This is a genomic window from Actinopolyspora lacussalsi subsp. righensis (assembly GCF_900116555.1).
GTDB classification, from domain to species: domain Bacteria; phylum Actinomycetota; class Actinomycetes; order Mycobacteriales; family Pseudonocardiaceae; genus Actinopolyspora; species Actinopolyspora lacussalsi.
This window is the reverse complement of sequence record NZ_FPAT01000001.1, coordinates 503,913-524,517: the sequence shown is the minus strand read 5'-3', so window position 1 is coordinate 524,517 and position 20,605 is coordinate 503,913. Positions and strand designations below refer to the sequence as shown.

Genomic DNA, 20,605 nt, shown 5'->3' with positions numbered 1-20,605 from the left:
ATCGTAGCAATTTTGTTGATGATCACTTTGTTCGTCGTCGCGCGCGTGCCGGATTCGTCCTCGGCCGAAGTCGAACGTCTGGCGGAGGACTTCGAATTCGCGCCGATGTCCATCTCCATGCCGAGCGGTTTCGAGCAGAAGAAGATTCGCGAGGTCAACCAGGATTACAAGCACATCGATGCCTGGATCTCCTCGGTCGGTGCCGGTGTGGCGATGAACGATCTGGACGGTGATGGTCTTTCCAATGATCTGTGTATCACCGATCCCCGTACCGACAAGGTCGTCGTGACACCGACCCCCGGAGAACGGTCGGATCGCTATACGTCCTTCGCGCTCGATCCCGCTCCGTTGCCGATGAACGACAATATGGCTCCGATGGGGTGTGCACCCGGCGATTTCAACGAGGACGGCAGACGCGACCTGCTCGTCTACTACTGGGGTCGTACTCCGATCATCTATTTGTCCAGTCCTGGTGCGAACGGGTTGAGTGCGGATGCGTACCGCCCCACGGAATTGGTTCCCGGTTCCTCCGAGGAGAGCTACACCGGACCTGAGTGGAACAGCAATTCCATCGCCATCGCCGATTTCGACGGTGATGGTCATGAGGACATCTACCTGGGGAACTACTTTCCGCACAGCCCTGTGCTGGACGAGACCGCCGACGGCGGTGTGGCAATGAACCGCTCGCTGTCCAACGCGACCAACGGTGGAGAGGACTACCTCTTCCGGTGGGCCGGCGTCACCGAGGGCCCCGAGTCCACTGTCCGTTACGAGAAGGTGGAAGACGTACTCCCGTCCGACATCTCAAAGGGCTGGGTACTGGCCTCCTCGGCAAACGATTTGGACGGCGACCAGCTCCCCGAACTATACATCGCTCAGGATCACGGTCCGGACGCATTGCTGCACAACCGTTCCGAACCCGGTCAAATCAGGTTCGAACCGGTACAGGGGAAACGTCCCCCCATGACACCCAAGTCCAAACGGGTCGGTGCCGACTCGTTCAAGGGCATGGGGATCGACTTCGCCGATTTCAACGACGACGGCCTCTACGACATGTTCGTCAGCAACATCACCACCTCGTTCGGCATCCAGGAGAGCAACTTCCAGTTCCTCTCGACGGCGGAGGACCGGGGGGACTTGCGCAAGAGCCTGAACAACGGTGTCGCTCCATGGAAGGACCGCAGCGCTGAACTCGGTACCGCCTGGGGCGGTTGGTGTTGGGACGTCAAGATGGCCGACTTCGACAACAGCGGTGATCCGGAGATCGTGCAGACCAACGGTTTCGTCAAGGGCGAGACCAACCGCTGGCCGCAGTTGCAGGAGTTGGCTACCGTCAACGATCAGCTGGTCGCTGACCCCGATTCTTGGCCGCACGTCACCTCCGGTGACGACTTAGCGGGGAGCCAGCGGCTGAACTTCTTCGCCAGGACCGACGGCGAACGCTACACCAATCTCGCCGATGAACTCGGCCTCGACGTTCCGATCCCCACCCGTGGCATCGCCACCGGCGATGCGGATGGTGACGGCAGCCTCGACTTCGCTGTCGCAAGGCAGTGGGACGAACCGGTCTTCTACCAAAATGAGAGCCCCGATCCAGGCTCCTTCCTCGGCTTACGGCTCACCCGTGCAGCAGAAGCGTCGTCAGGATCCACGCCCGCTCCGGGAGCCCCAGTGGTCGGTGCGCAAGTGACCGTGACGACGCCGGACGGAAGTAAGCACATCGGACGTGTCGACGGTGGAAGTGGGCACTCCGGCAAGCGTAGCCACGAAGTTCATGTCGGTCTGGGCGATGACACCGGACCGGTACGGGTACACCTGAGATGGCGCGACCGCACCGGGCAGGTGCGCGAGGACCGGCTGGAGCTGTCCCCGGGGTGGCACGACCTCAGACTCGGGACCCAGGCCAAGGAGCGCTGACATGACGGAGCAGAAAACCACCCCCCAGCGTGGTGAGCCGAAATTTATCACGGCACTGCGCAGGTTCGCTATTTCTATCACCGTGTTCAATATTCTCGGGTACGTTCTCCTCGGGTTCGAACAACCGTGGTTGTGGCCGTTCATCGCACTGGCCACCGCCTATACCGTCGAAATCGGACTCGAGAGTGTCGCGGCACGGGTTGAGGGACGTATCCCCCGGTTTACTGGTAACGGCGTACGCGGTGTTGTGGAGTTCCTGTATCCCGCTCACATCACCGGGCTCGCGGTAAATATGTTGATCTACGTCAATACCCAGCTGTGGGCCATGATATTCGGGGTCACGGTGGCAGTTGGAGCCAAGTGGGTACTGCGCGCGCCGGTGCGTGGTCGGATGCGCCACTTCATGAACCCCTCGAATCTCGGTATATCCGTGATTCTGCTGCTCTTCCCCTGGGCCAGCATCGCCCCGCCCTACCACTTCAGCGAATCGACCGGTTTCTGGTTCGACTGGCTGATCCCGATAGTCATCATTGTGTCGGGCACCATGCTCAACGCCAAGCTCACCGGTCGGATGTGGTTGATCGCCGGTTGGGTCGGTGTTTACGCCCTGCAGGCGGTGGTACGCGGTGTCGTGTTCGACATCGCCATTCTCGGTGCGCTGGCCTCCATGACCGGTGTGGCGTTCGTGCTGTTCACCAACTACATGGTAACCGATCCCGGCACGACCCCGTCCAAACCGGCCTCGCAGTTCGCTTTCGGCGCCGGCGTCGCGGTGGTCTACGGTCTGCTGACGGCCGCTCACGTCGCTTACGGGCTTTTCTTCGCCACGACAATGGTCTGCCTGATCCGCGGTGGGTTCCTGTGGTCGTTGCACTTCTCGAACAAGGAACGCGAGAAATGGGAAGAGCGTGAACGCCTGCGGCAAGGAGAAATGGCAGGCCCGTCGGACGCGGAGCCGAAGTCGGATCCACATCCGATGCCGACGGCGGTCGAATCGGAGAAGGCGGCATGACCGGCTCAGCTCGGCGCGTACCTCCAGGCCCGCCGCGCCGAGCCACACCGGGTCTGCTACGAAAACTGGTGAAGGATCGGCTCTCGCTGTTGAGTGAGGCCGCGGCGAACTACGGTGATGCCGTGCGCTTGCGCGTCGGTCCGAAGACACTCTATTTCTTCAACCATCCCGAGTACGCCAAGCACATCTTGGCCGACAACAGTGGTAATTACACCAAGGGGATTGGTTACATCCAGGCCAGGCGCGCGCTTGGGGACGGCCTACTCACCAGTGACGGGGCGCTGTGGCGTACCCAGCGTAAAACGGTCCAGCCGACCTTTCAGCACAAGCGCATCGCGGCACAGGCCGATGCGATCGTCGACGAGGCGGCGAGGCTGGTCGACAGGTTGCGCGCTCATGAGGGTGGTGGCCCGGTCGATGTCGTTCGGGAGATGACCGGTTTCAGCCTGGGCGTGCTCGGACGCACCTTACTCGACACCGACCTCGGGGCTTACAAGTCGATCGGTGGTTCATTCGAGGCCGTTCAGAACCAGGCCATGTTCGAGATGGAGTCTATGGGGCTGGTACCGATGTGGGTACCGCTGCCGAGACAACTGCGCTTCCGGCGCGCTCGCAGGGATCTGCGGCGGATAGTCGAGCAACTGGTCGTACAGCGCCTGGCGGATCCCCGTTCGGACGGTGACGACGCACTATCCCGCCTGATCCGCTCCACTGAACGGGAAACTGACTCGGCCGTGGGACGGCGACGCTTGCACGATGAGCTGACCACTCTGCTCTTGACCGGGCACGAGACCACGGCGAGCACGCTGGGGTGGACGTTCTCCCTGCTCGACCAGCATCCGGAGGTGGCGTCACGGTTGCACACCGAGGCGGTCGAGGTGCTGGGTGATCGATTACCGACCTACGAAGACCTGCATCGGCTTACCTACACCTCGATGGTCGTGCAGGAATCCATCCGCCTGTTCCCTCCGGTGTGGATTCTCCCCCGCCAGTCGGTGAGCGACGACGTGATCGGCGGGTACCACGTGCCTGCGGGCTCGGACGTGCTCGTCTGTCCGTACACGCTGCACCGCCATCCGGACTTCTGGGAATCACCGAACCGATTCGACCCGGAGCGCTTCGCTTCTGACAACACTGCTGATCGGCCACGGTACGCGCACATCCCGTTCGGTGCCGGACCTCGGTTCTGCGTCGGAAATCACCTGGGTCTGATGGAGGCCACCTTTGTGCTCGCCATGGTCGCCAGGGAGATGCGCCTGGACAAAGTGGAGAACTTCGAAATCGTTGCGGAACCGATGTTGTCGCTGCGCTTGAGGGGAGGACTGCCGATGACGGTGCGCAACGTGTCGCCGGAGCGGCCGGCACCAACTTCCCCCGAAGCCGTCGCGGTCGATTACGCCGATCACGAGGACGACTCGTCGTGAGATGGAAGGAAAATCCGTGCAATCCTCTACAGCGGATCAGCAGGAAACCGTCACCGCCACTCTCGAGGCATTCGCCGACACGATCGTTCCCGGTGAGAAGCGCTGGACCGGTGATCACGCGATCGCGGGCGCTTCAACCGGGCCGGGTGCGGTCGAGGCCGGGGCACTGGAGTTGCTCCGGACACCGGCGACAGGTGTGACCGAGGGGCTCGATTCGCTCGCCGACCTGCTCGACGCACACGCCAGGGCGTACGCCTCCGAGCACGGGACAGCTCTGGATGAGTCGTTGTCCCCGTTCGTCGGACTCGCCTTCGAGCACCGAACCGAGCTGGTGCGGGCATTGTTGACGCCCGGCCATCCGGAGAAGGAATTCTGGGTCATGCTTGCCCTGTTCAGCAACATGGCTTTCGACAGCGCGGCTCACCTGCACACCGCCGAGGCGGTCGCGACGGGGCACCCAGGCCTCTCGGCCATGGGTATCGCACACCCGGACGCCGACGGTCTGTGGCGTTTCTCCGAGCATTCCTACGGCCGGAAGCTGGCCGAGGTCCACCCCGACACCACGGCCTCAGGGAGCCCTGCATGACCAGCAGTGAAAATACCGACGTCCTCGTTATCGGAAGCGGATTCGGTGGCGCGATCACCGCTTATCACCTCGCGGCCGGAGGAGCCAGGGTGACCGTCCTGGAACGCGGTCCCTGGCTGGAGAGCGATGACTTCGAACACGACTTCCTCTTGGGATCCTCCTACACGCGGATCTTCGACTTCGTGGTCGGGGACGGGATGAGTGTGCTCGGGGGGAACTGCGTCGGCGGGGGGAGCGTTGTGTACTTCGCGGCGATGCCGCGCGCCCCGCGGTTCGTGTTCGAGCGCCGAGGCAGTATCGGCAGACGAATGTGGCCCGCCGCCATCAGCCGTGACAGCCTCGAACCCTGGTACGACCGAGTGGCCGAATCCATGCCCGTGACCACCCAGAGCTGGAGTGACACCAGTTATGCTGGCGGTCTGTGGGCGGCGGCCTGCCACCATGCCGGTCGCACCGCCAATCCTTTGCCGGTGGCCATCGACAACGACACGTGCACGAACTGTAACTGGATGATGTCCGGATGCAGATTCGATGCCAAACGCTCCCTGCTGCTCAACTATCTTCCAGCGGCTGTCGCGTACGGAGCGGAGATTCGGCCGCTGCACGAGGTGCAACAGCTCTCACGTACCGACGACGGTGGCTACCGGGTGCACTACAACGTCGTCGACGACGAGGACTACCGGGTGCACACCGGAAGCGGCACGATTGATGCCAAGATCGTCGTACTAGCCGCGGGTACGGGGGCCACCCCCGTGATTCTGCAGCGTTCCGAGCCCACTCTCGGTTCGATGCCGCCCGCGGTCGGCAGGTACTTCTCCGGCAACGGTGAGCGGCTCAACACGGCGGTGCTCGACGAGGAACGCGTGCGGGACGTGCTCGGCCTGCAGCGTGGAGACGGGGTCGCTTACGAGGCCAACCAAATCGGCAAGGGACCGACGGTCGCGAACTGGGACCGTTTGGACGGATCACTTCCCGAACACTCCCGCTACTCTCTGGAACAGCTCTACTTCCCGCCGGGGTTGGGAACGATTCTGGCCCAGGTACCCGGCGGCGATGATCCGGCCTGGTTCGGTACCGCCAAGAAGGAGTTGCTCAAGCGGTGGCGATCCTGGCTGACCATCTTCCAGATGGTCGAGGACGACAACGAGGGCGTATTCGGCCCACCGCCCGCGACCGGGAACGCGGACCGGATATCGCAGCAGATGCTCGGTCGTGGTCCGCTGCGCTACGAACCCACGGAGAACACCCTGCGTGCGTGGGCGCAGGCCGATGCCGAGGTCGCCGATATTCTGGAGCGTGATGGCTTGGCCGAGGTAGCACCGTGGACCAACGATGTGGTCGGTGCCTACACGGTGCACCCGCTGTCCTCCTGCCGCATAGGTGACGACCCGCGAACCTCGGCACTGGACGATCGGCACGAGTTACGCGATCACCCGGGACTCTTCGTCACCGACGGTTCGGCCGTCCCCGGTGCACTGACCGTCAACCCGGCGATGACCATAGCTGCCCTGGCTGAGCGCGCTGTTCCGGAGATCGTGCGGGCCGCACAGGAACGCGGTGTCGATGTTCGCTACGGAGCTCCTGCTCCGGACGGTGCCACCAGCGGCAGACGTGGAGTCGGCCGGATGGTGCCGAGCGCGGGGGTGGAGTAGGCACGACCCTGCCGCTGGTGTTTGCGGTCGTCCGGCCGCTTCGCCGGTTGTTCACGCCACACCGTCGTGCGCTTGCTCTGGAGAAGCACTTATCAACGGGCCAAGGAGAAATGTAATGACACTTATCCGGGCGGCGCTGCGCAGATCTCAGTCGCAGATCAGGCATGTCGAACCGGTGCGGCCTGACGAGGCCAGGGGAGTGGTCGCTGAAGTCTACGATCAGGTGGAGCGCGACTTCGGAATGCTGGCCCCGCCGGTGAGCCTGCACTCGCCAGCCCCCGACGTACTCGCGGCTGCCTGGATGATGCTGCGGGAGACCTTGTTGACCGGTGGGAACACTGGCCGCGAGCTCAGAGAAGCGGTGGCGACTGCGGTGTCACGCCGTAACGTTTGCCCGTACTGCATCGAGGTGCATGGCTCGACGCTGGACGCGTTGGTTCGTGATGACACCGGTGCGGCCGAGAACGTCGAGATCGGCATGGTAACCGACTGGGTGCGGGGAAGTGGCGGGATTCCCCCTGGCGATGCCGGGCGACTCGCAGAGCTAACCGGTGTGGCTGTGACGTTTCAGTACCTGAATCGCATGGTGCACGTCTTTCTGGGTGAATCGCCGTTGCCGCAGGAAGTACCTGCTGTGGCACGAAAGTACGCGCGCCGGGTGCTCGGTCGTTTCCTCCTCCCATCGGCAGATGCGTTGCCGAGTAACGGGGCATCGCTGGATTTCTTGCCGGCCGCCACGCTACCCGGGGATCTGTCGTGGGCGGAGGGAAGCTCCACCGTCGCGGATGCTTTCGCCCGTGCCAGCACTGCGGTCGAGAAAGCAGGCGTTCGGGCGTTGTCCGCTCCCGTACGTGAAGTGGTCCTCGATGCCCTGTGGGACTGGGACGGCCAGCTGCCGGGGCCGAGCCGTAGCTGGGTGGAACCGCTGCTGTCCGGAGTGAGCGGTTCCGACAGGACTGCTGGACGACTGGCTCTGCTGACGGCTATTGCTCCTTATCAGGTCGACGACGACCTGGTCCGGGAGTTCGCTCTTGCCCATCGGGAGGATCGGACTCTGGTCGAAGGTGTGGCCTGGGCGAGCCTTGCGGCAGCCAGGCGCAGTGGTGAGTTGTTGAGCGGTGGAGCCTGATCGGAGAAGACGGGGCGATTCCCGTGACGGAGTATGGAGGAGTCGAGTTGCTCGGGTCGATGAAGAGGCTCTCGTTTTAGGTTCGCTAGCACGAGGGTGTGTGGTTCGTAATTATGAATAGCATCCTGCATTTGTTGGTGTGCTCGACTTGAGCGGTAGGGATCCTTCGGCGAGTGGTGCGCTCTCTGTTGGTTCCTGGAATTGATTCGCGATTGTTTCTGTTGGACAGGGAGATGGCGGACACATGTCTGAAGCGCAGGAAGTGATCGAAAAGCTTTCCGCGGAAGCGGAAGAGGTAGATCGGCTCGTGGCTGATATCGACGAGGATCGTTGGAAGCTGCCCACGCCGGCACCGGGGTGGACCATCGCTCATCAGATCGGTCACCTCGCATTTATATTCCGAATAGCGGGAATGGCCGCGGCCAGCCCGCAGGAATTCACGGCGATGACGGAGCGGATCAGCGGTGGCGGTGGTTTTGACGCGGCGGTGAACGCGGCGCTGGCCGACTACGTCGACGATCCGCCGGAGGAACTGCTGGCCCGTTGGCGTGCCGAACGAGACGAGGGAATCAAGGCACTCGCCGGTGTGCCCGCGGAGCGGATGGTGCCTTGGCTCGTCAACCCGTTGCCTCCAGCCGTGCTCGCCAGCGCGGGCATGATGGAGCTTTTCGCGCACGGACAGGACATCGCCGATGCGCTCGGCGTGCGACGCGTGCGCACCGACCGGATCAAGCCTTTGGTCTCCTTTGTCGTGCGTACCTGGGATTTCGGGTATCAGGCGCGTGATCTCGTGACGCCGGACGTCGAGTTCCGCTTCGAGCTCACAGCTCCATCCGGAGAGAGCTGGACCTTTGGGCATGCTGAGGCGGAACAGGTCATCAGCGGCTCCGCGGTGGACTTTTGTCTGTTGGCAACCCGTAGGCGGCACCGGGACGACCTCAATCTGACGGCCTCTGGTGAGGAGGCCGATCATTGGCTGAGCATCGCCCAGGCCTATCGCGGGCCGGCGGGGCCGGGGCGTGTTCCTGGCCAGTTCGACTCGTAGCCGACGGGGAGACGTCCGCTCTCGGCAGGGGAGTGGTACCAGTACTCGGAAGCGAACACTTCCGTGACGCGTCGTTGTCGGATCGAGCGTGAAAGCGGGATGTCAACCTCTACTGCGGGCGCCGCGATCCTCCGGCTTCGGGATTTTCGGGTGTTCGGAGTGAGTGATGACGGCCTCTGATTTCAAAATTAAATTTTGGCTTGGAGGGGTCGAGAAAATTTTTTGTGTTGATCGGTGGTGCGACGTGGGGAGGTGGTAGTAGCGGAGGGGGGCGATGGGATCGAGTTCCAAGAGTACGAAGTCGATCACCTGCTTCGTCGGTTCGGCGAGGTGGTGGTTTGTCCGTGGTTCGAAAAATCGGGGGGCGGCGAAGTGTGGCCGTGAAATATCTTGGAATTGGTGATGACTGGAAATCTCCCGAGGTTGTCGGGATGCCGAAAAGGTGTTTGACGCGGGGGTGTGGCTTTATGAACCGTGTTTGGCAACGATTGACTGTAATTCAGTGCCTGTCCGTGGGATTCGGTGGTTGGTATGAGCAGTGAGCGGATAGCAATTATCGGTATCGGACTCAAGTACCCCGACGCTGCTTCCTCCGAACAGTTCTGGGAGAACGTGCTGGCCGGTCGTCGAGCTTTCCGGAAATTGCCCGACGAGCGGATGAACCGTGAGGACTACTGGTCTCCGGATCCGGAGGCACCGGACCGGTTCTACACGGAGAAGGCGGCGGTACTGCGGGACTTCGAGTTCGATCGTGTCAAGTACAAGGTCGCTGGCAGCACCTATCGAGTGACGGACCAGACACACTGGCTCGCACTCGATGTGGCCTCCTCCGCGTTGGCCGATGCCGGGTTCGCTGACGGGGAGGGGCTGCCGAGGCGGTCCACCGGCGTCGTGCTCGGCAACAGCCTGACGGGTGAGTTCTCTCGTGCGAACGTGATGCGACTGCGGTGGCCGTACGTGCGCCGCACCGTAGCCGCCGCGCTTGCCGATAGCGGATGGGACGACGATGAGACGGCCGCTTTTCTGCGGGATCTCGAAGGGCGGTACAAGGCGCCGTTTCCCGAGATCAACGAAGACACGCTCGCAGGGGGGCTCGCCAACACCATCGCGGGCAGGATCTGCAATCACTTCGACCTCAGCGGAGGTGGCTACACCGTGGACGGTGCCTGCTCCTCCTCGCTGTTGTCGGTGAGCACAGCGGCCAACGCCCTGGCGGAGGGCGACATCGACGTCGCCATCGCCGGAGGGGTCGATCTGTCGATCGACCCGTTCGAGGTCATCGGTTTCGCCAAGACCGGTGCGTTGGCCACCGATGAGATGAAGGTCTACGACCGCGATTCGAACGGCTTCTGGCCCGGTGAGGGATCTGGGATGCTGGTGATGATGCGTGAGCGGGATGCGCTGGCGAGTGGTTCCCGCATCTACACGTCTATTACCGGTTGGGGGGTCTCATCCGACGGCAAGGGCGGTATCACCCGTCCGGAGGCGAGCGGGCACCGACTCGCGCTACAGCGCGCCTATGAGCGTGCGGGGTACGGCCTGGAGACGGTGTCCTACTTCGAGGGGCACGGAACGGGCACCGCGATCGGTGATGCCACCGAGATCGAAGCGTTGTCGTCGGCTCGCCGTGACGAGGATGCCATGTCTCGGCGGGCGGCGCTGAGCACGGTCAAGGGCAACTTCGGCCACACCAAGGCCGCGGCTGGTGTAGCGGGCTTGATCAAGGCAGCCCTCGCCGTGCACCACCAGGTGATACCGCCGGCGACGGGACACCACACTCCTCATCCGCTGCTGCTCGACGACGAGGCGGCCGTGTACGTGCCGAGTCGAGCCGAGCCGTGGCCGGGTGATGAGCCGATGCGCGCCGGGGTCTCGGCCATGGGGTTCGGTGGTATCAACACGCACGTCGCTATCGAAGAAGCCCCCAACACCACGCGCAGGAACGAACTCGATACGCGCGCAGTGCGGTTGGTTCACGGCCGTCAGGATGCCGAGTTGCTGTTGCTGGACGCCGACGATAGGGCCCAGCTGCGCGAAGATCTCGTACGGTTGATGGGTTTTGCCGGGAAACTGGCGCAGGCCGAGCTGACTGATCTGGCGGGCACGCTGTCCCGCGAACTCTCCGGGAAGCCGGTGCGCGCCGCGCTCGTGGTGAGCACTCCCGACGACGCGCAACGTAAACTCGACCGATTGCTCCAACGGCTCGACAGCGGTGAAGAGAGCGTGTTCTCCCCCGGGGAGGGGATTTTCCTCGACCACCGTTCGACGGCCCCGCGGATCGCCTACTTGTTCCCCGGCCAGGGATCAGGGCACGGTGTGGTCGGTGCGATCCGGCGCCGGTTTCCCGCCGCGGAGGAGGTTTTCCGGTCGGCCGGACTACCTGCCGAAGGTGATCAGGTAGCGACCGAGGTCGCGCAGCCGCGCATCGTCACCGGCTCCTTGGCGGCTTTGCGAGTACTGCGTGGTCTCGGCATCGAGGCCGATACTGCCGTGGGGCACAGTCTCGGAGAGCTCACCGCCCTGCACTGGGGTGGGGCTATGGACGAGTCACGAGTGCTGCGGCTGGCCGGCATACGCGGCGCGATCATGGCCGAGGCGAGTCGGGGCGGTGGCGCTATGGCCGGAATCGCCGCGACTCCGGAAGTCACCGGCGAATTCATGGCCGACGAGGATGTGGTGATCGCCGGTTACAACGGACCGAAGCAGACCGTGATCTCAGGGCCTGCCGACGAGGTCGACCGCGTGTGCGCGAAAGCGCGTTCCGCCGGTATCCAGGCGATCCGGATCAACGTTTCGCACGCGTTCCACTCGAGTGCCGTTGAACCGGCTGCGGCGGCGATGTCGGAACGATTGGCCGAATTCGATTTCGAGCAGTTGGTCCGGCCGGTGGTTTCGACCGTCACGGGTGATGTGCTGCATACTGCGGAAGACCTGCGGGCACTGCTGCAAAACCAGGTGTTGCAGCCGGTGCGATTCCGTGAAGCGGCGTCCAGTGCCGCGGAGACGGCCGACCTGGTGATCGAGGCCGGTCCCGGCAGGGTGCTGGCCGGTCTGATGGCCGAGATCGCTCCCGGTAAACCCGTGCTCTCGGTCGATACCGACAGTGAATCACTGACTCCTCTGCTCGGGGTGCTCGGCGCGGCGTTCGCGTTGGGAGCGTCGGTGAACACCACGGAACTTTTCGGCGGTAGGGTCGTTCGTCCGTTGTCCCTGGACGGCGACATGACCTTCCTGGCCAACCCGTGCGAATCCGCTCCGGAGACCGAGGCGGGTCTCGGGGAGAGTTCCGGTCCGATAGCGAGCACGCACGACGAGGATGAGACGGTCACCGCGACTCTCGGCTCGGACACCAGCGGTTCCGAGGCCACTCTTGAGCTGCTTCGCAAGCTGGCCGCGGACAAGGTGGAACTACCGCTGGAAACGATCACCGCCGATACGAACCCGTTGGACGACCTGCACCTCAGCTCCATCACGGTCGGCCAGCTCGTGAACGAGGCGACTCGCGCTCTCGGGCGTCCAGCTCTGGAGGCGATGCCCAACTTCGCCACTGTCCAACTCGGTGAGCTCGCGAAGATGCTGGACGAGCTCGCCGAGACCGCGGGCGAGGGCACGCAGGGCGCGGACTCGGTCGGTGGCGAGGTTCCGGGGGTGGCACCGTGGACCCGTCCGTTCACCCTGGACCACCTTGAGGTGGAACTCCCGGCGGTCGACATCGGCAGCGGTTCGGATGTGTGCGACTGGACGGTTTTCGCGACCCCTGGACATCCGTTGGCCGAACCACTTCGCGCGGCTCTGAGAGGTGCTGGAGTGGGGGACGGGGTGCTGCTGTGCCTGCCAGCCGAGTGCGACGAGAGTCACGCGGGATTGTTCCTCGACGCCGGTCGCGCCGTTGCGGCCGCCCCGGCTGGTACCAGGTTCGTCGTGGTCCAGCAGGAGATCGGAGCGGCAGGCCTAGCGAAGACGTTGCGACTGGAGGACCCCTCGGTTCGTACCACGATCGTGCGGTTCGCCGAGGTCGAGCCCGATGACGGGAAAACGGTCGACGAACTGGTGTCGAGGGTGGTGCAGGAGGTCGCCGCCACCACCGATTTCGCCGAAGCGCATTACGATGGGAGGTTGACACGCCGCGTACCCGTGCTCAACACTTTGCCCGTTTCTTCCTCGCCGGATCCGTCCCCGTTGGGAGAGGACGACGTCCTGCTGGTGACCGGAGGTGGCAAGGGCATTACAGCGGAGTGTGCTCTGACCATCGCGAAGGAGTCGCACGCGAAACTGGCGCTGCTGGGCCGCGCCTCCCCCGAGGAGGATTCCGAACTCGCGGCGAACCTGAAACGGGTGGCACAGGCCGGTGTGGACTATCGTTACGAGCGCGCCGATGTGACTTCTCCGGAACAGGTAACCGCTGTGGTCGAGCGGATTCGTGGAGAGCTCGGCCCGGTGACCGCGGTGCTGCACGGTGCGGGTCGCAACGAGCCTGCCGCACTGTCCAATCTCACCGAAGACGCGTTCCGGGCGACGCTGAAACCCAAAGTGACCGGATTGCGGACGGTGTTGTCGGCGGTCGATCAGGATCGGATCAAGCTGCTCGTGACCTTCGGCAGCATTATCGGACGGTCTGGTCTGAGTGGTGAGGCGCACTATGCCACCGCCAACGATTGGATGAGCGAGTTGACGCGGAGGTTCCAGCACGAACATCCGCGAGCTCGGGCGTTGGCACTCGAGTGGTCGGTGTGGTCCGGAGCCGGTATGGGAGAGCGCCTCGGCGTTGTGGAGACGCTCAAACGGGACGGTATCACGCCGATCTCCACTGAAAGTGGTATCGAGGTGATGCGGCAGGTCCTCGGTCATCCGGACGCCGGTCCGGTGCTGGTGATCAGTGGTCGAACTTCGGGACTGAGTACATTGCCGCAGCAGCGGTGCGAACTGCCGTTGCGACGTTTCGTGGACCGCGCTCTTGTGCACTATCCCGGTATCGAGCTCGTCACCGAGGTGGAGCTGTCGGACGGCAGCGATCCTTACCTGGCCGATCACCTGCTGGACCGCGAGCTTCTGTTTCCGGCCGTGATGGGGATGGAAGCGATGACCCAGATCGCCGTGGCGGTAACCGGTCAACAGGGGCCGCCGTTGTTGGAGAATGCGGAATTCCTGCGTCCGGTGGTCGTACCACCCGATGGTACGACCACCATCAGGCTGGCCGCACTGGCTCAAGACGTCGGGACTGTCGACGTGGTGGTGCGTAGTTCCGAGACCGGTTTCAGCGCCGACCACTTCAGAGCCAGACTCCGATTCCCGCAACCGGACGCACTCGGCGCCCGTGTCGAGTCCGGTACTGAACTGCCCGCCGTCCCGATCGATCCGGCCGCCGAGCTCTACGGCAATGTGCTGTTCCAGGGCAAGAGATTCCAACGGCTCGCGGCGTACCGGCGGATCAACGCGCGGCATGCGGTGGCCGAGATCTCGACGAAAGCACAGGAAAGTTGGTTCGCGTCCTTCCTGCCACAGGAAAAGGTACTGGCCGACCCCGGCATCCGGGACGCCATGATGCATGCCATCCAGTGCTGCGTGCCCGACGCCACTCTGCTGCCGCAGAGTATAGCCAGGCTGTATCTGGCCGAATCATCCGATCAGGACACCGATCACCTCCTACTCGACGCGCGTGAACGCTCCCAGGAGGGGGACAGCTATACCTATGATCTGGATGTCCGTGATCCGTCCGGTGCGCTGGTGGAGCGTTGGGAGGGGTTGACCCTTCGGGCCGTCCGCAAGCGTGACGGCGCCGGACCGTGGGTTCCTGTCCTGCTCGGTTCCCACCTCGAGCGCGAGCTGGAACGGGTGCTCGGCGGCAGTCGTTCGGTGGTCGTCGAACCGGACCCGGACGACAGCGACGGGGGGACGACCGCGGATCGGAGGGTACGGACCGAGCTCGCTGTCAGTAGGGCTGTGGGCAGACCGTTGCGGTTGCGCTACCGCCCGGACGGAAAACCGGAAGCCGACGATCACGAGGTGTCGGCCTCGCACGGTGCGGGGCTGACTCTGGTCGTAGCCGGTTCGAGCCGTCTGGCCTGCGATGTTCAGGAAGCAGTCGAACGTGGGACCGAGGACTGGGCGGGTCTGCTCGGCCCCGAGCTACTGGCTGTCCGCGATCTGCTGATCGAGGAGTGCGGTGATTCCGTCACGGTGGCAGGCACCAGGGTCTGGAGTGTCATGGAGTGCCTCCGCAAGACCGGAGCTATGACCCAGGCCGTCAGCCTCGACCGCGTCCACTCTGACGGTTGGGTGTCGCTGTCGGCCGGTGACTCGCGGATCGCGACCTGGGTGACGACCGTCAATGACAGGCGCGAGCCGGTGGTGTTCGCCGTACTCGCGGGAGAGGAGGACTGAGGTGGGGGACTACTACGAGATTCAGCACACCGTCGGCTTCGAGGAGACCAATCTGGTCGGCAACGTCTATTACGTGAACTATCTGCGCTGGCAGGGACGTTGTCGAGAGATGTTCCTCAAGGAGAAGGCTCCGGGTGTGCTCGCGGACGTGCGTGGCGACCTGAAGCTGTTCACGCTCAGGGTCGAGTGCGAGTTCTTCGCCGAGATCACCGCGTTCGACGAGCTGTCCATCCGAATGCGGCTGGAAGAGCTGACCCAAACGCAGGTCCAGTTCGTCTTCGACTACGTGCACCTCGACGGTTCGGTCGAGACTCTCGCCGCTCGGGGACGGCAGCGCATCGCCTGTATGCGAGGCCCGAACACCAACACCGTGCCCGCGCGCGTGCCTGAGGAGCTGCGCGCAGCGCTGACACCGTATATCGAGGTCGCGCCGCAATCAGTGAGCGCAGTGCGCAGCGGCAGGACTTAGACGGAGGACAACGTGCACATTAATGATCGTGGTACAGACCGCGCGGTGCAGACGCCGACGACGCCCGCACGGCGGGATCAGCGGTTCTCCGCGCAAACCTCGCTGCGCGATGTCATGTCCCGGTTCGCAACCGGTGTGACCGTGCTCACAGCGGGTGGCGAGTACGGGCACGGCATGACCGCCAACGCATTCAACTCGGTCTCGCTGGAGCCGCCGCTGGTGATGTGCTGCGTTTCCCGGACGGCGCGAATGCACGAGTCGATCACCTCGGCGGGGTCGTTCGCGGTCTCGATACTCGCGGATGAGCAGCGGGATCTCGCCCGGTACTTCGCCGACCGAGGACGACCGCGCGGGCTTGCCCAGTTCGACGGGGTCGATTGTCGTCGCGGCCCGCACACCGATGCGCCACTGTTGGAAGGATCGTTGGCGTGGCTGGAGTGCGAGCTGGTCGATGTGTACGGCGGTGGTGACCATTCGATCTTCCTCGGGGAGGTGCTGAGCTCGATCCGCGGTAACGACTCGCGGGCGTTGCTGTTCTGCGGCGGTCAGTACCACCTGATCGACGCACCCGACAGGAGGTCCGCACTGTGAGCGCGGACAATGTTCCGACACAGTGACGATCACCCGGACGAAGTCGGGGTCGTGCGACGTGGGCACCACGGCTGAAAGCCCCTGTTTCGGGAGCAGGCCGAGTTGGGGCCACGTATTCGTGGGGATGAGGAGGACGACTTGCTCGGGGAGATGCGTCCGGTGACAGTGTGCGAGGCCCACCGCGGTCCTCCGCCGTGACGGGTTTCCGCGTCATGAGTGGTTCGACATGGCGTCGGTCTGTCCGGTCAACGAGGGCGCCGTTCTCGCCGCGCGGCCGCTGTTACCGCATCGCCTGAGCGGTAAACCGCGTGTTCGTCTGGTTTGCATCCCGATTTCCAGTGGATTTGTCGACGTTCCATACCGAGCGAGTCGTCGGGTGGCGGTGACCACATCATCTTCTGCCCTGTTGCGCGATCGCGTGACAAGAGCCTTCATCGAATCGGAAACGGACGGGTTATGCCCGCGAAATTAGCCAACGCACTGTTGTTGTGCGGTACCGCCATCGTGCTGATCTCCTCCGGAATCGGTTTCGTCGCTGCCTTCACCATGGACATGCCGGCAACGGAGTCGATCGTGTCACAGGCGTCTCAGCCGTTGCACGGCATGCCGTTGTCACAGATGCCGGAAATGTTCGTTGCGCCAGTGGGGTTGCTTCTCGTGCTGCTCGGTGGAGCATTCCGGAGCACATCGGGGCGGCAGCAGGCCAGCGTCGCACACGTGGGGCGTCGCGGACGTGCGGTGATAGCCGTTCTCGGGACGGCGGCACTGACCATCGATATCAGTAAGACATCCACGCTGGGATTCGTCATTCCCGGTATGCGAGCCGAGTACGGCCTTGAGGCCGAAACCGCTTCGTTGCTGGCGGTATCGGGACTGATGGGTACGGCCACTGGTGCGGTGCTGTACAGGGTTTTCACGGATCGGATCGGTCTTCGCCTTTCCTACCTGTTGGCCACTCTGGGATTCACAGCGACCAGCATGTGTGGCTCGATGCCGACCTTCGCAGGCAACGTGGTCATGTGTGGACTGATGGGAGTGACAGTCGGTGGTCTGGCGCCCTTGGTGATCAACGTATTGTCCGATACTGCGTCGGAGGAACGCCGGGGAGCGGTCGTGGTCGCCCTCTCGGTGATCGCCACCGCGGCCGGTTATCTGGTGGCGGCCGGATCGGCGCTGTGGTTGGAACCGATCTTCGGTTGGCGCGTACTGTGGCTGATAGGAGCGCCGACAGGGATGCTGCTCGTAGCCTCGACGCCGTGGATCCCGGAGCGATCGGTGCGACGCTCGTACGAGGTGCGGCACGAAAGCGGGACAGCGGTGCACACCTTGGCGTTCTCCGGCGGGCTGCAGCGCTTGTACGCACTGTTGGTCGGCGTACTTACGTTTGGTCTCACCACTTGGGTGCCCACACTCGCCCGATCCGGAGGTGTGCCGATCCCGACCGCGAATCTCCTGCTGACCGTGGCCTCGGTGATCATGTTGCCCTGCTCATTACTGATCCTGCTGGGATACCGCAGATTCGGCCCCGTGCGCCTCGCGGCTGGACTAGCGGGTTTCACCGCGGTGCTTCTGCTCGGGCTGGCGGCCAGCGGTGCGGTGTCCGTGTCCACTTGGCTTAGCGCATTCGTCCTGGCCGCTGCGTTGTTCGCGGTCAACATCATGGCCGCGATCTTCCTTCCCATCGTTGCCGACCTCGCCGACGCGGCGAGCCGTACCCGTATGACCGGGACCGTGTCGCTTTACAACCGTCTGGGCGGATTGTCCGGCCCGCTGCTCTTGGGCGCGCTGGTTTCCTCGGTCACGGATGTGCTGGTGGCGGTCTCCGCCCTGGCGGCGGTGTGCGCGGGGCTCGCAGGGTATCTCGGCCGACAGTATCGCAGGGTGCGTTCACCCGGAAATGTCGTCGGAGTGGAGGGAGCAGCGGAGTCGAGCTCGAACCGCTCGCACAACACGACGGTGTAGTCGGCCGGTTCACCGCCCCCCAAAGGCCGGTGCGCGAGCACTCGAACCCTGTGGGGTGTGTTTCCGGATTTTCCCGGCGTTTGCACCTATTGGTCAGGAGAAATCGCTGTAGGATGGGAGTTCTCATATGTCGGAGTGTGCTCCGGTTCCTGCCCTCGTGGACGAATCGGGCGGGGAACGGCGATGTCACCGTGACCGCCCGGAGAAAGTCGAGGAGTCACGAGAAGGTCCTGAGATCGGCGAGGACCACATCATTCTCGGATACGATTGACTCTCCGCGGTGACCTTTCGATGAGAATTCGTTGTTTCGGACAGCAGGGTGGGTGGCCGAAGGTACATTGTTGCTGAACCGTTCTTGACGGAAAATGCTGACATTTCCGGTGCCCGGATCGCGGGTCTTCCCGCGGAGCGCTGTTACGCGTCCTCGGAGGCTCGTGAGTCGTGTTCGGATGTGATTTCCGGTTGCCCCGGGACTGTAAGATCAGTTTCGGCGGTAACCGCCGGAAACACTACGACAAGTTTGCGTTGGGGCATCGGCTCGCTGGGAGCGTCACGAGGATCGTGGTCGTCAACCACGTCACGTTGGACGGTGTCGTGCAGGGGCCCGGCAGGGCGGAAGAGGACACCACGGCGGGGGCCGAAGCGAACCCGGACGATGTCCTGCGGCGGGCGTGGGGTGAAGAGATGAGCGGCAGCGGCGGGGTTCCTGCTGAGGCGCTGTGCGTACGAGGAAGTCCTCGGTTTCTGGAACACCCGGGAGAGTCCGTTCCACGAGGCGCTCAACGGCGCTCGCGAGTACGTCTCCTCCACCACGTTGACCGAGCCCCTGCCGTGGCCCAATTCGACGCTGCTCGGTGACGACGTCCCTGCCGCGGTTGCCGAGCTCAAGGAGCAGCGGGGCGGCGTCCTCGTCCCCGTTGGTGCGCGGGCTGTACGAACCGCTGTCCCAAACCAGGACGGTTCCCGCGCCGTAGTCCCCTTCGGGAATGACCCCCTCGAAGTCCGCTTAATCGAGTGGGTGATCCTCCGTTCGGATGGCCAGTCGGTTGTCCCGCGGATCGATGGACGGTCCCTTCGGCAGCGCCCAGGACTTCAGCACCCCTCCGCTTCCAGACGGAAGTCGTAGTGCAGCGAGCTGGCGTCGTGCTTCTGCACGACGAATCGGGCACCGGAGTTTCCCTCGTTCGTGCGAGTGTCACCGTGCGGTTCGGTGGTGCCGCCGAAGTCACGCCTGTTCCGGTACTTCCGTAGTTTTCCCCGCATACATCGGATTTACCCGGCACGTGGCGGTGACAAACGGTGTGTTCGACGCCCTGGCTCGGTGTTCTCGGCGGCCCCACAGGTCTCGCGCACGTGCAGGGTGGGCCAGAGCTGCACGCGGTGCACCGGCCGGTCGGCGTTCTCCACGGTCCTGGTCAGCGCCAGTTCGACCGCGAGCGCTCCGACGCGGTGCTTCGGCGGGCGTATCGCCGTCAGCGGTGGGTCCGCGGCCGCCGCGATCTCGTCGTCGTAGGCCAGCACGGCGAGTTCGCCGGGCACGTCGATGCCGAGGTCGCGGGCCCGCTCGACCACTCCGACCGCCTCGCGGTCGGAGTGCACGAGCAGCCCGGTGATGCCCTCCCGGCTGCAGCGGCGCAGCACCTCGTCGTAGGCGTCGCCCCACCCCGCTGAGCCGTAGGTCGGAACCTCGACCTCGAGTTCGTCGGTCTCGGGGACCCCCAATGAGTCGATCGCCTCCTTCCACCCGCGACGCAGCATTCTGCTGGTGGGACTGGACCGGGAGGTGAGAATTCCCAGTTTCCGGTGGCCGAGGGTGATCAGGTGACGCATCGCCAGGCCCGCTCCCACGTTGTGCGCGGAGGTGACCGCGTCCAGCGCCAGTGTGGGCAGTTCGGGCGGGGGCAGGCGTTCCAGCAACACGACGGGCACCCGTAGCGAGCCGAGCCACCTGAGCAGCTCGGCTCCTTCGTGGCCGGTGGTCGTCGGAGCCGCCAGCATCACTTGGACGCCGTGCTCCAGCAGTTTGGCGACCTGTCTTCTGTCCTCTGTGGAATCGTAGGAGGAGGAGCGCAGCACCAGTCTCCCGTTGGAGGAGGCCATCGTCGCCTGCGCACCTTTGATCACGGCGGGCCAGTAGTACTCGACCGAGGGAGTGACCATGCCGGCCAGGGTCCTGGTGGAGCCGGTTGACGAGTTGCCCGGTTGGTCGTTGCTCTCGGAACGTTGCGGCAGGGTGATCCCGCCGTGGACGCGCGTGACCAGTCCGCTGTCGGCCAGCGCCTTCACGTCGCGGCGGACGGTCACGGCTGTGACCTCCAAGCGCTCGACGAGGTCGGATATGCGGACTGAACCGTACTGACGAACGGTGGCGAGGATGAGTCTCTGCCGTTCGGCGGAAAGGGGCATGGTCGTTTCCGATTCCAACCACCGCTGAGTG

At 64.0% G+C, this 20,605-nt stretch carries 12 protein-coding genes and 1 pseudogene; 11 read left to right on the top strand and 2 right to left on the bottom strand.

Going from position 1 to position 20,605, the window contains the following annotated elements; all coding sequences use genetic code 11:
* Positions 1-18 precede the first annotated feature (18 nt).
* From BM394_RS02255 to BM394_RS02205, 11 genes are all read left to right on the top strand, one after another.
* The gene (locus BM394_RS02255) at positions 19-1,917 is read left to right on the top strand and encodes a CRTAC1 family protein (RefSeq protein ID WP_175529918.1); all 1,899 of its coding nucleotides are present in this window, start codon (positions 19-21) and stop codon (positions 1,915-1,917) included.
* Between the two features lies 1 nt (position 1,918).
* Entirely contained in the window at positions 1,919-2,929 is a 1,011-nt protein-coding gene (locus tag BM394_RS02250) for an enediyne biosynthesis protein (protein ID WP_092973184.1), read from the top strand.
* Entirely contained in the window at positions 2,926-4,353 is a 1,428-nt protein-coding gene (locus BM394_RS02245) for a cytochrome P450 (RefSeq protein ID WP_092973182.1), read from the top strand. Before BM394_RS02250 ends, BM394_RS02245 begins: the two co-directional genes overlap by 4 nt.
* Positions 4,354-4,369: 16 nt before the next feature.
* A complete protein-coding gene (locus BM394_RS02240; protein WP_217643291.1) occupies positions 4,370-4,939 on the top strand; it encodes a DUF5987 family protein in 570 nt (189 codons plus the stop codon).
* Positions 4,936-6,591: an FAD-dependent oxidoreductase gene (locus BM394_RS02235; RefSeq protein WP_092973178.1), complete on the top strand. Its 1,656-nt coding sequence runs from the start codon at positions 4,936-4,938 to the stop codon at positions 6,589-6,591. Before BM394_RS02240 ends, BM394_RS02235 begins: the two co-directional genes overlap by 4 nt.
* Positions 6,592-6,706: 115 nt before the next feature.
* Positions 6,707-7,720 (top strand): carboxymuconolactone decarboxylase family protein, encoded by a 1,014-nt coding sequence (locus BM394_RS02230; protein WP_092973176.1) that lies wholly within the window; start codon positions 6,707-6,709, stop codon positions 7,718-7,720.
* Positions 7,721-7,964: 244 nt separating this feature from the next.
* Positions 7,965-8,765 carry a TIGR03084 family metal-binding protein gene (locus tag BM394_RS02225; RefSeq protein ID WP_092973174.1) on the top strand — a complete coding sequence of 267 codons (801 nt, stop codon included), beginning with the start codon at positions 7,965-7,967 and terminating at the stop codon, positions 8,763-8,765.
* Positions 8,766-9,296: 531 nt separating this feature from the next.
* A complete protein-coding gene (locus BM394_RS02220) occupies positions 9,297-15,146 on the top strand; it encodes a type I polyketide synthase (RefSeq protein WP_092973171.1) in 5,850 nt (1,949 codons plus the stop codon).
* Position 15,147: 1 nt separating this feature from the next.
* On the top strand, positions 15,148-15,615 hold the full coding sequence (locus BM394_RS02215; RefSeq protein WP_092973169.1) for an acyl-CoA thioesterase: 468 nt from the start codon (positions 15,148-15,150) through the stop codon (positions 15,613-15,615).
* A gap of 114 nt (positions 15,616-15,729) precedes the next feature.
* The gene (locus tag BM394_RS02210) at positions 15,730-16,206 is read left to right on the top strand and encodes a flavin reductase (protein WP_092973680.1); all 477 of its coding nucleotides are present in this window, start codon (positions 15,730-15,732) and stop codon (positions 16,204-16,206) included.
* A 456-nt stretch (positions 16,207-16,662) separates the two neighbouring features.
* Positions 16,663-18,168, top strand: coding sequence for an MFS transporter (locus tag BM394_RS02205; RefSeq protein ID WP_092973167.1), 1,506 nt, complete (start codon positions 16,663-16,665; stop codon positions 18,166-18,168).
* Between the two features lie 925 nt (positions 18,169-19,093).
* Here BM394_RS02205 and BM394_RS23615 read toward each other — a convergent pair.
* A pseudogene (locus tag BM394_RS23615) lies at positions 19,094-19,431 on the bottom strand (DNA polymerase ligase N-terminal domain-containing protein); the annotation flags it as partial.
* 9 nt (positions 19,432-19,440) lie between these two features.
* The gene (locus BM394_RS02195) at positions 19,441-20,574 is read right to left on the bottom strand and encodes a substrate-binding domain-containing protein (RefSeq protein ID WP_092973165.1); all 1,134 of its coding nucleotides are present in this window, start codon (positions 20,572-20,574) and stop codon (positions 19,441-19,443) included.
* Positions 20,575-20,605: the final 31 nt, after the last annotated feature.

Coding starts and splice junctions, on each gene's coding strand:
- BM394_RS02245 (WP_092973182.1), top strand. CDS start 2,926: ATGACCGGCTCAGCTCGGCGCGTACCTCCAGGCCCGCCGCGCCGAGCC.
- BM394_RS02235 (WP_092973178.1), top strand. CDS start 4,936: ATGACCAGCAGTGAAAATACCGACGTCCTCGTTATCGGAAGCGGATTC.
- BM394_RS02250 (WP_092973184.1), top strand. CDS start 1,919: ATGACGGAGCAGAAAACCACCCCCCAGCGTGGTGAGCCGAAATTTATC.
- BM394_RS02220 (WP_092973171.1), top strand. CDS start 9,297: ATGAGCAGTGAGCGGATAGCAATTATCGGTATCGGACTCAAGTACCCC.
- BM394_RS02255 (WP_175529918.1), top strand. CDS start 19: ATGATCACTTTGTTCGTCGTCGCGCGCGTGCCGGATTCGTCCTCGGCC.
- BM394_RS02225 (WP_092973174.1), top strand. CDS start 7,965: ATGTCTGAAGCGCAGGAAGTGATCGAAAAGCTTTCCGCGGAAGCGGAA.
- BM394_RS02195 (WP_092973165.1), bottom strand. CDS start 20,574: ATGCCCCTTTCCGCCGAACGGCAGAGACTCATCCTCGCCACCGTTCGT.
- BM394_RS02205 (WP_092973167.1), top strand. CDS start 16,663: ATGCCCGCGAAATTAGCCAACGCACTGTTGTTGTGCGGTACCGCCATC.
- BM394_RS02230 (WP_092973176.1), top strand. CDS start 6,707: ATGACACTTATCCGGGCGGCGCTGCGCAGATCTCAGTCGCAGATCAGG.
- BM394_RS02210 (WP_092973680.1), top strand. CDS start 15,730: ATGTCCCGGTTCGCAACCGGTGTGACCGTGCTCACAGCGGGTGGCGAG.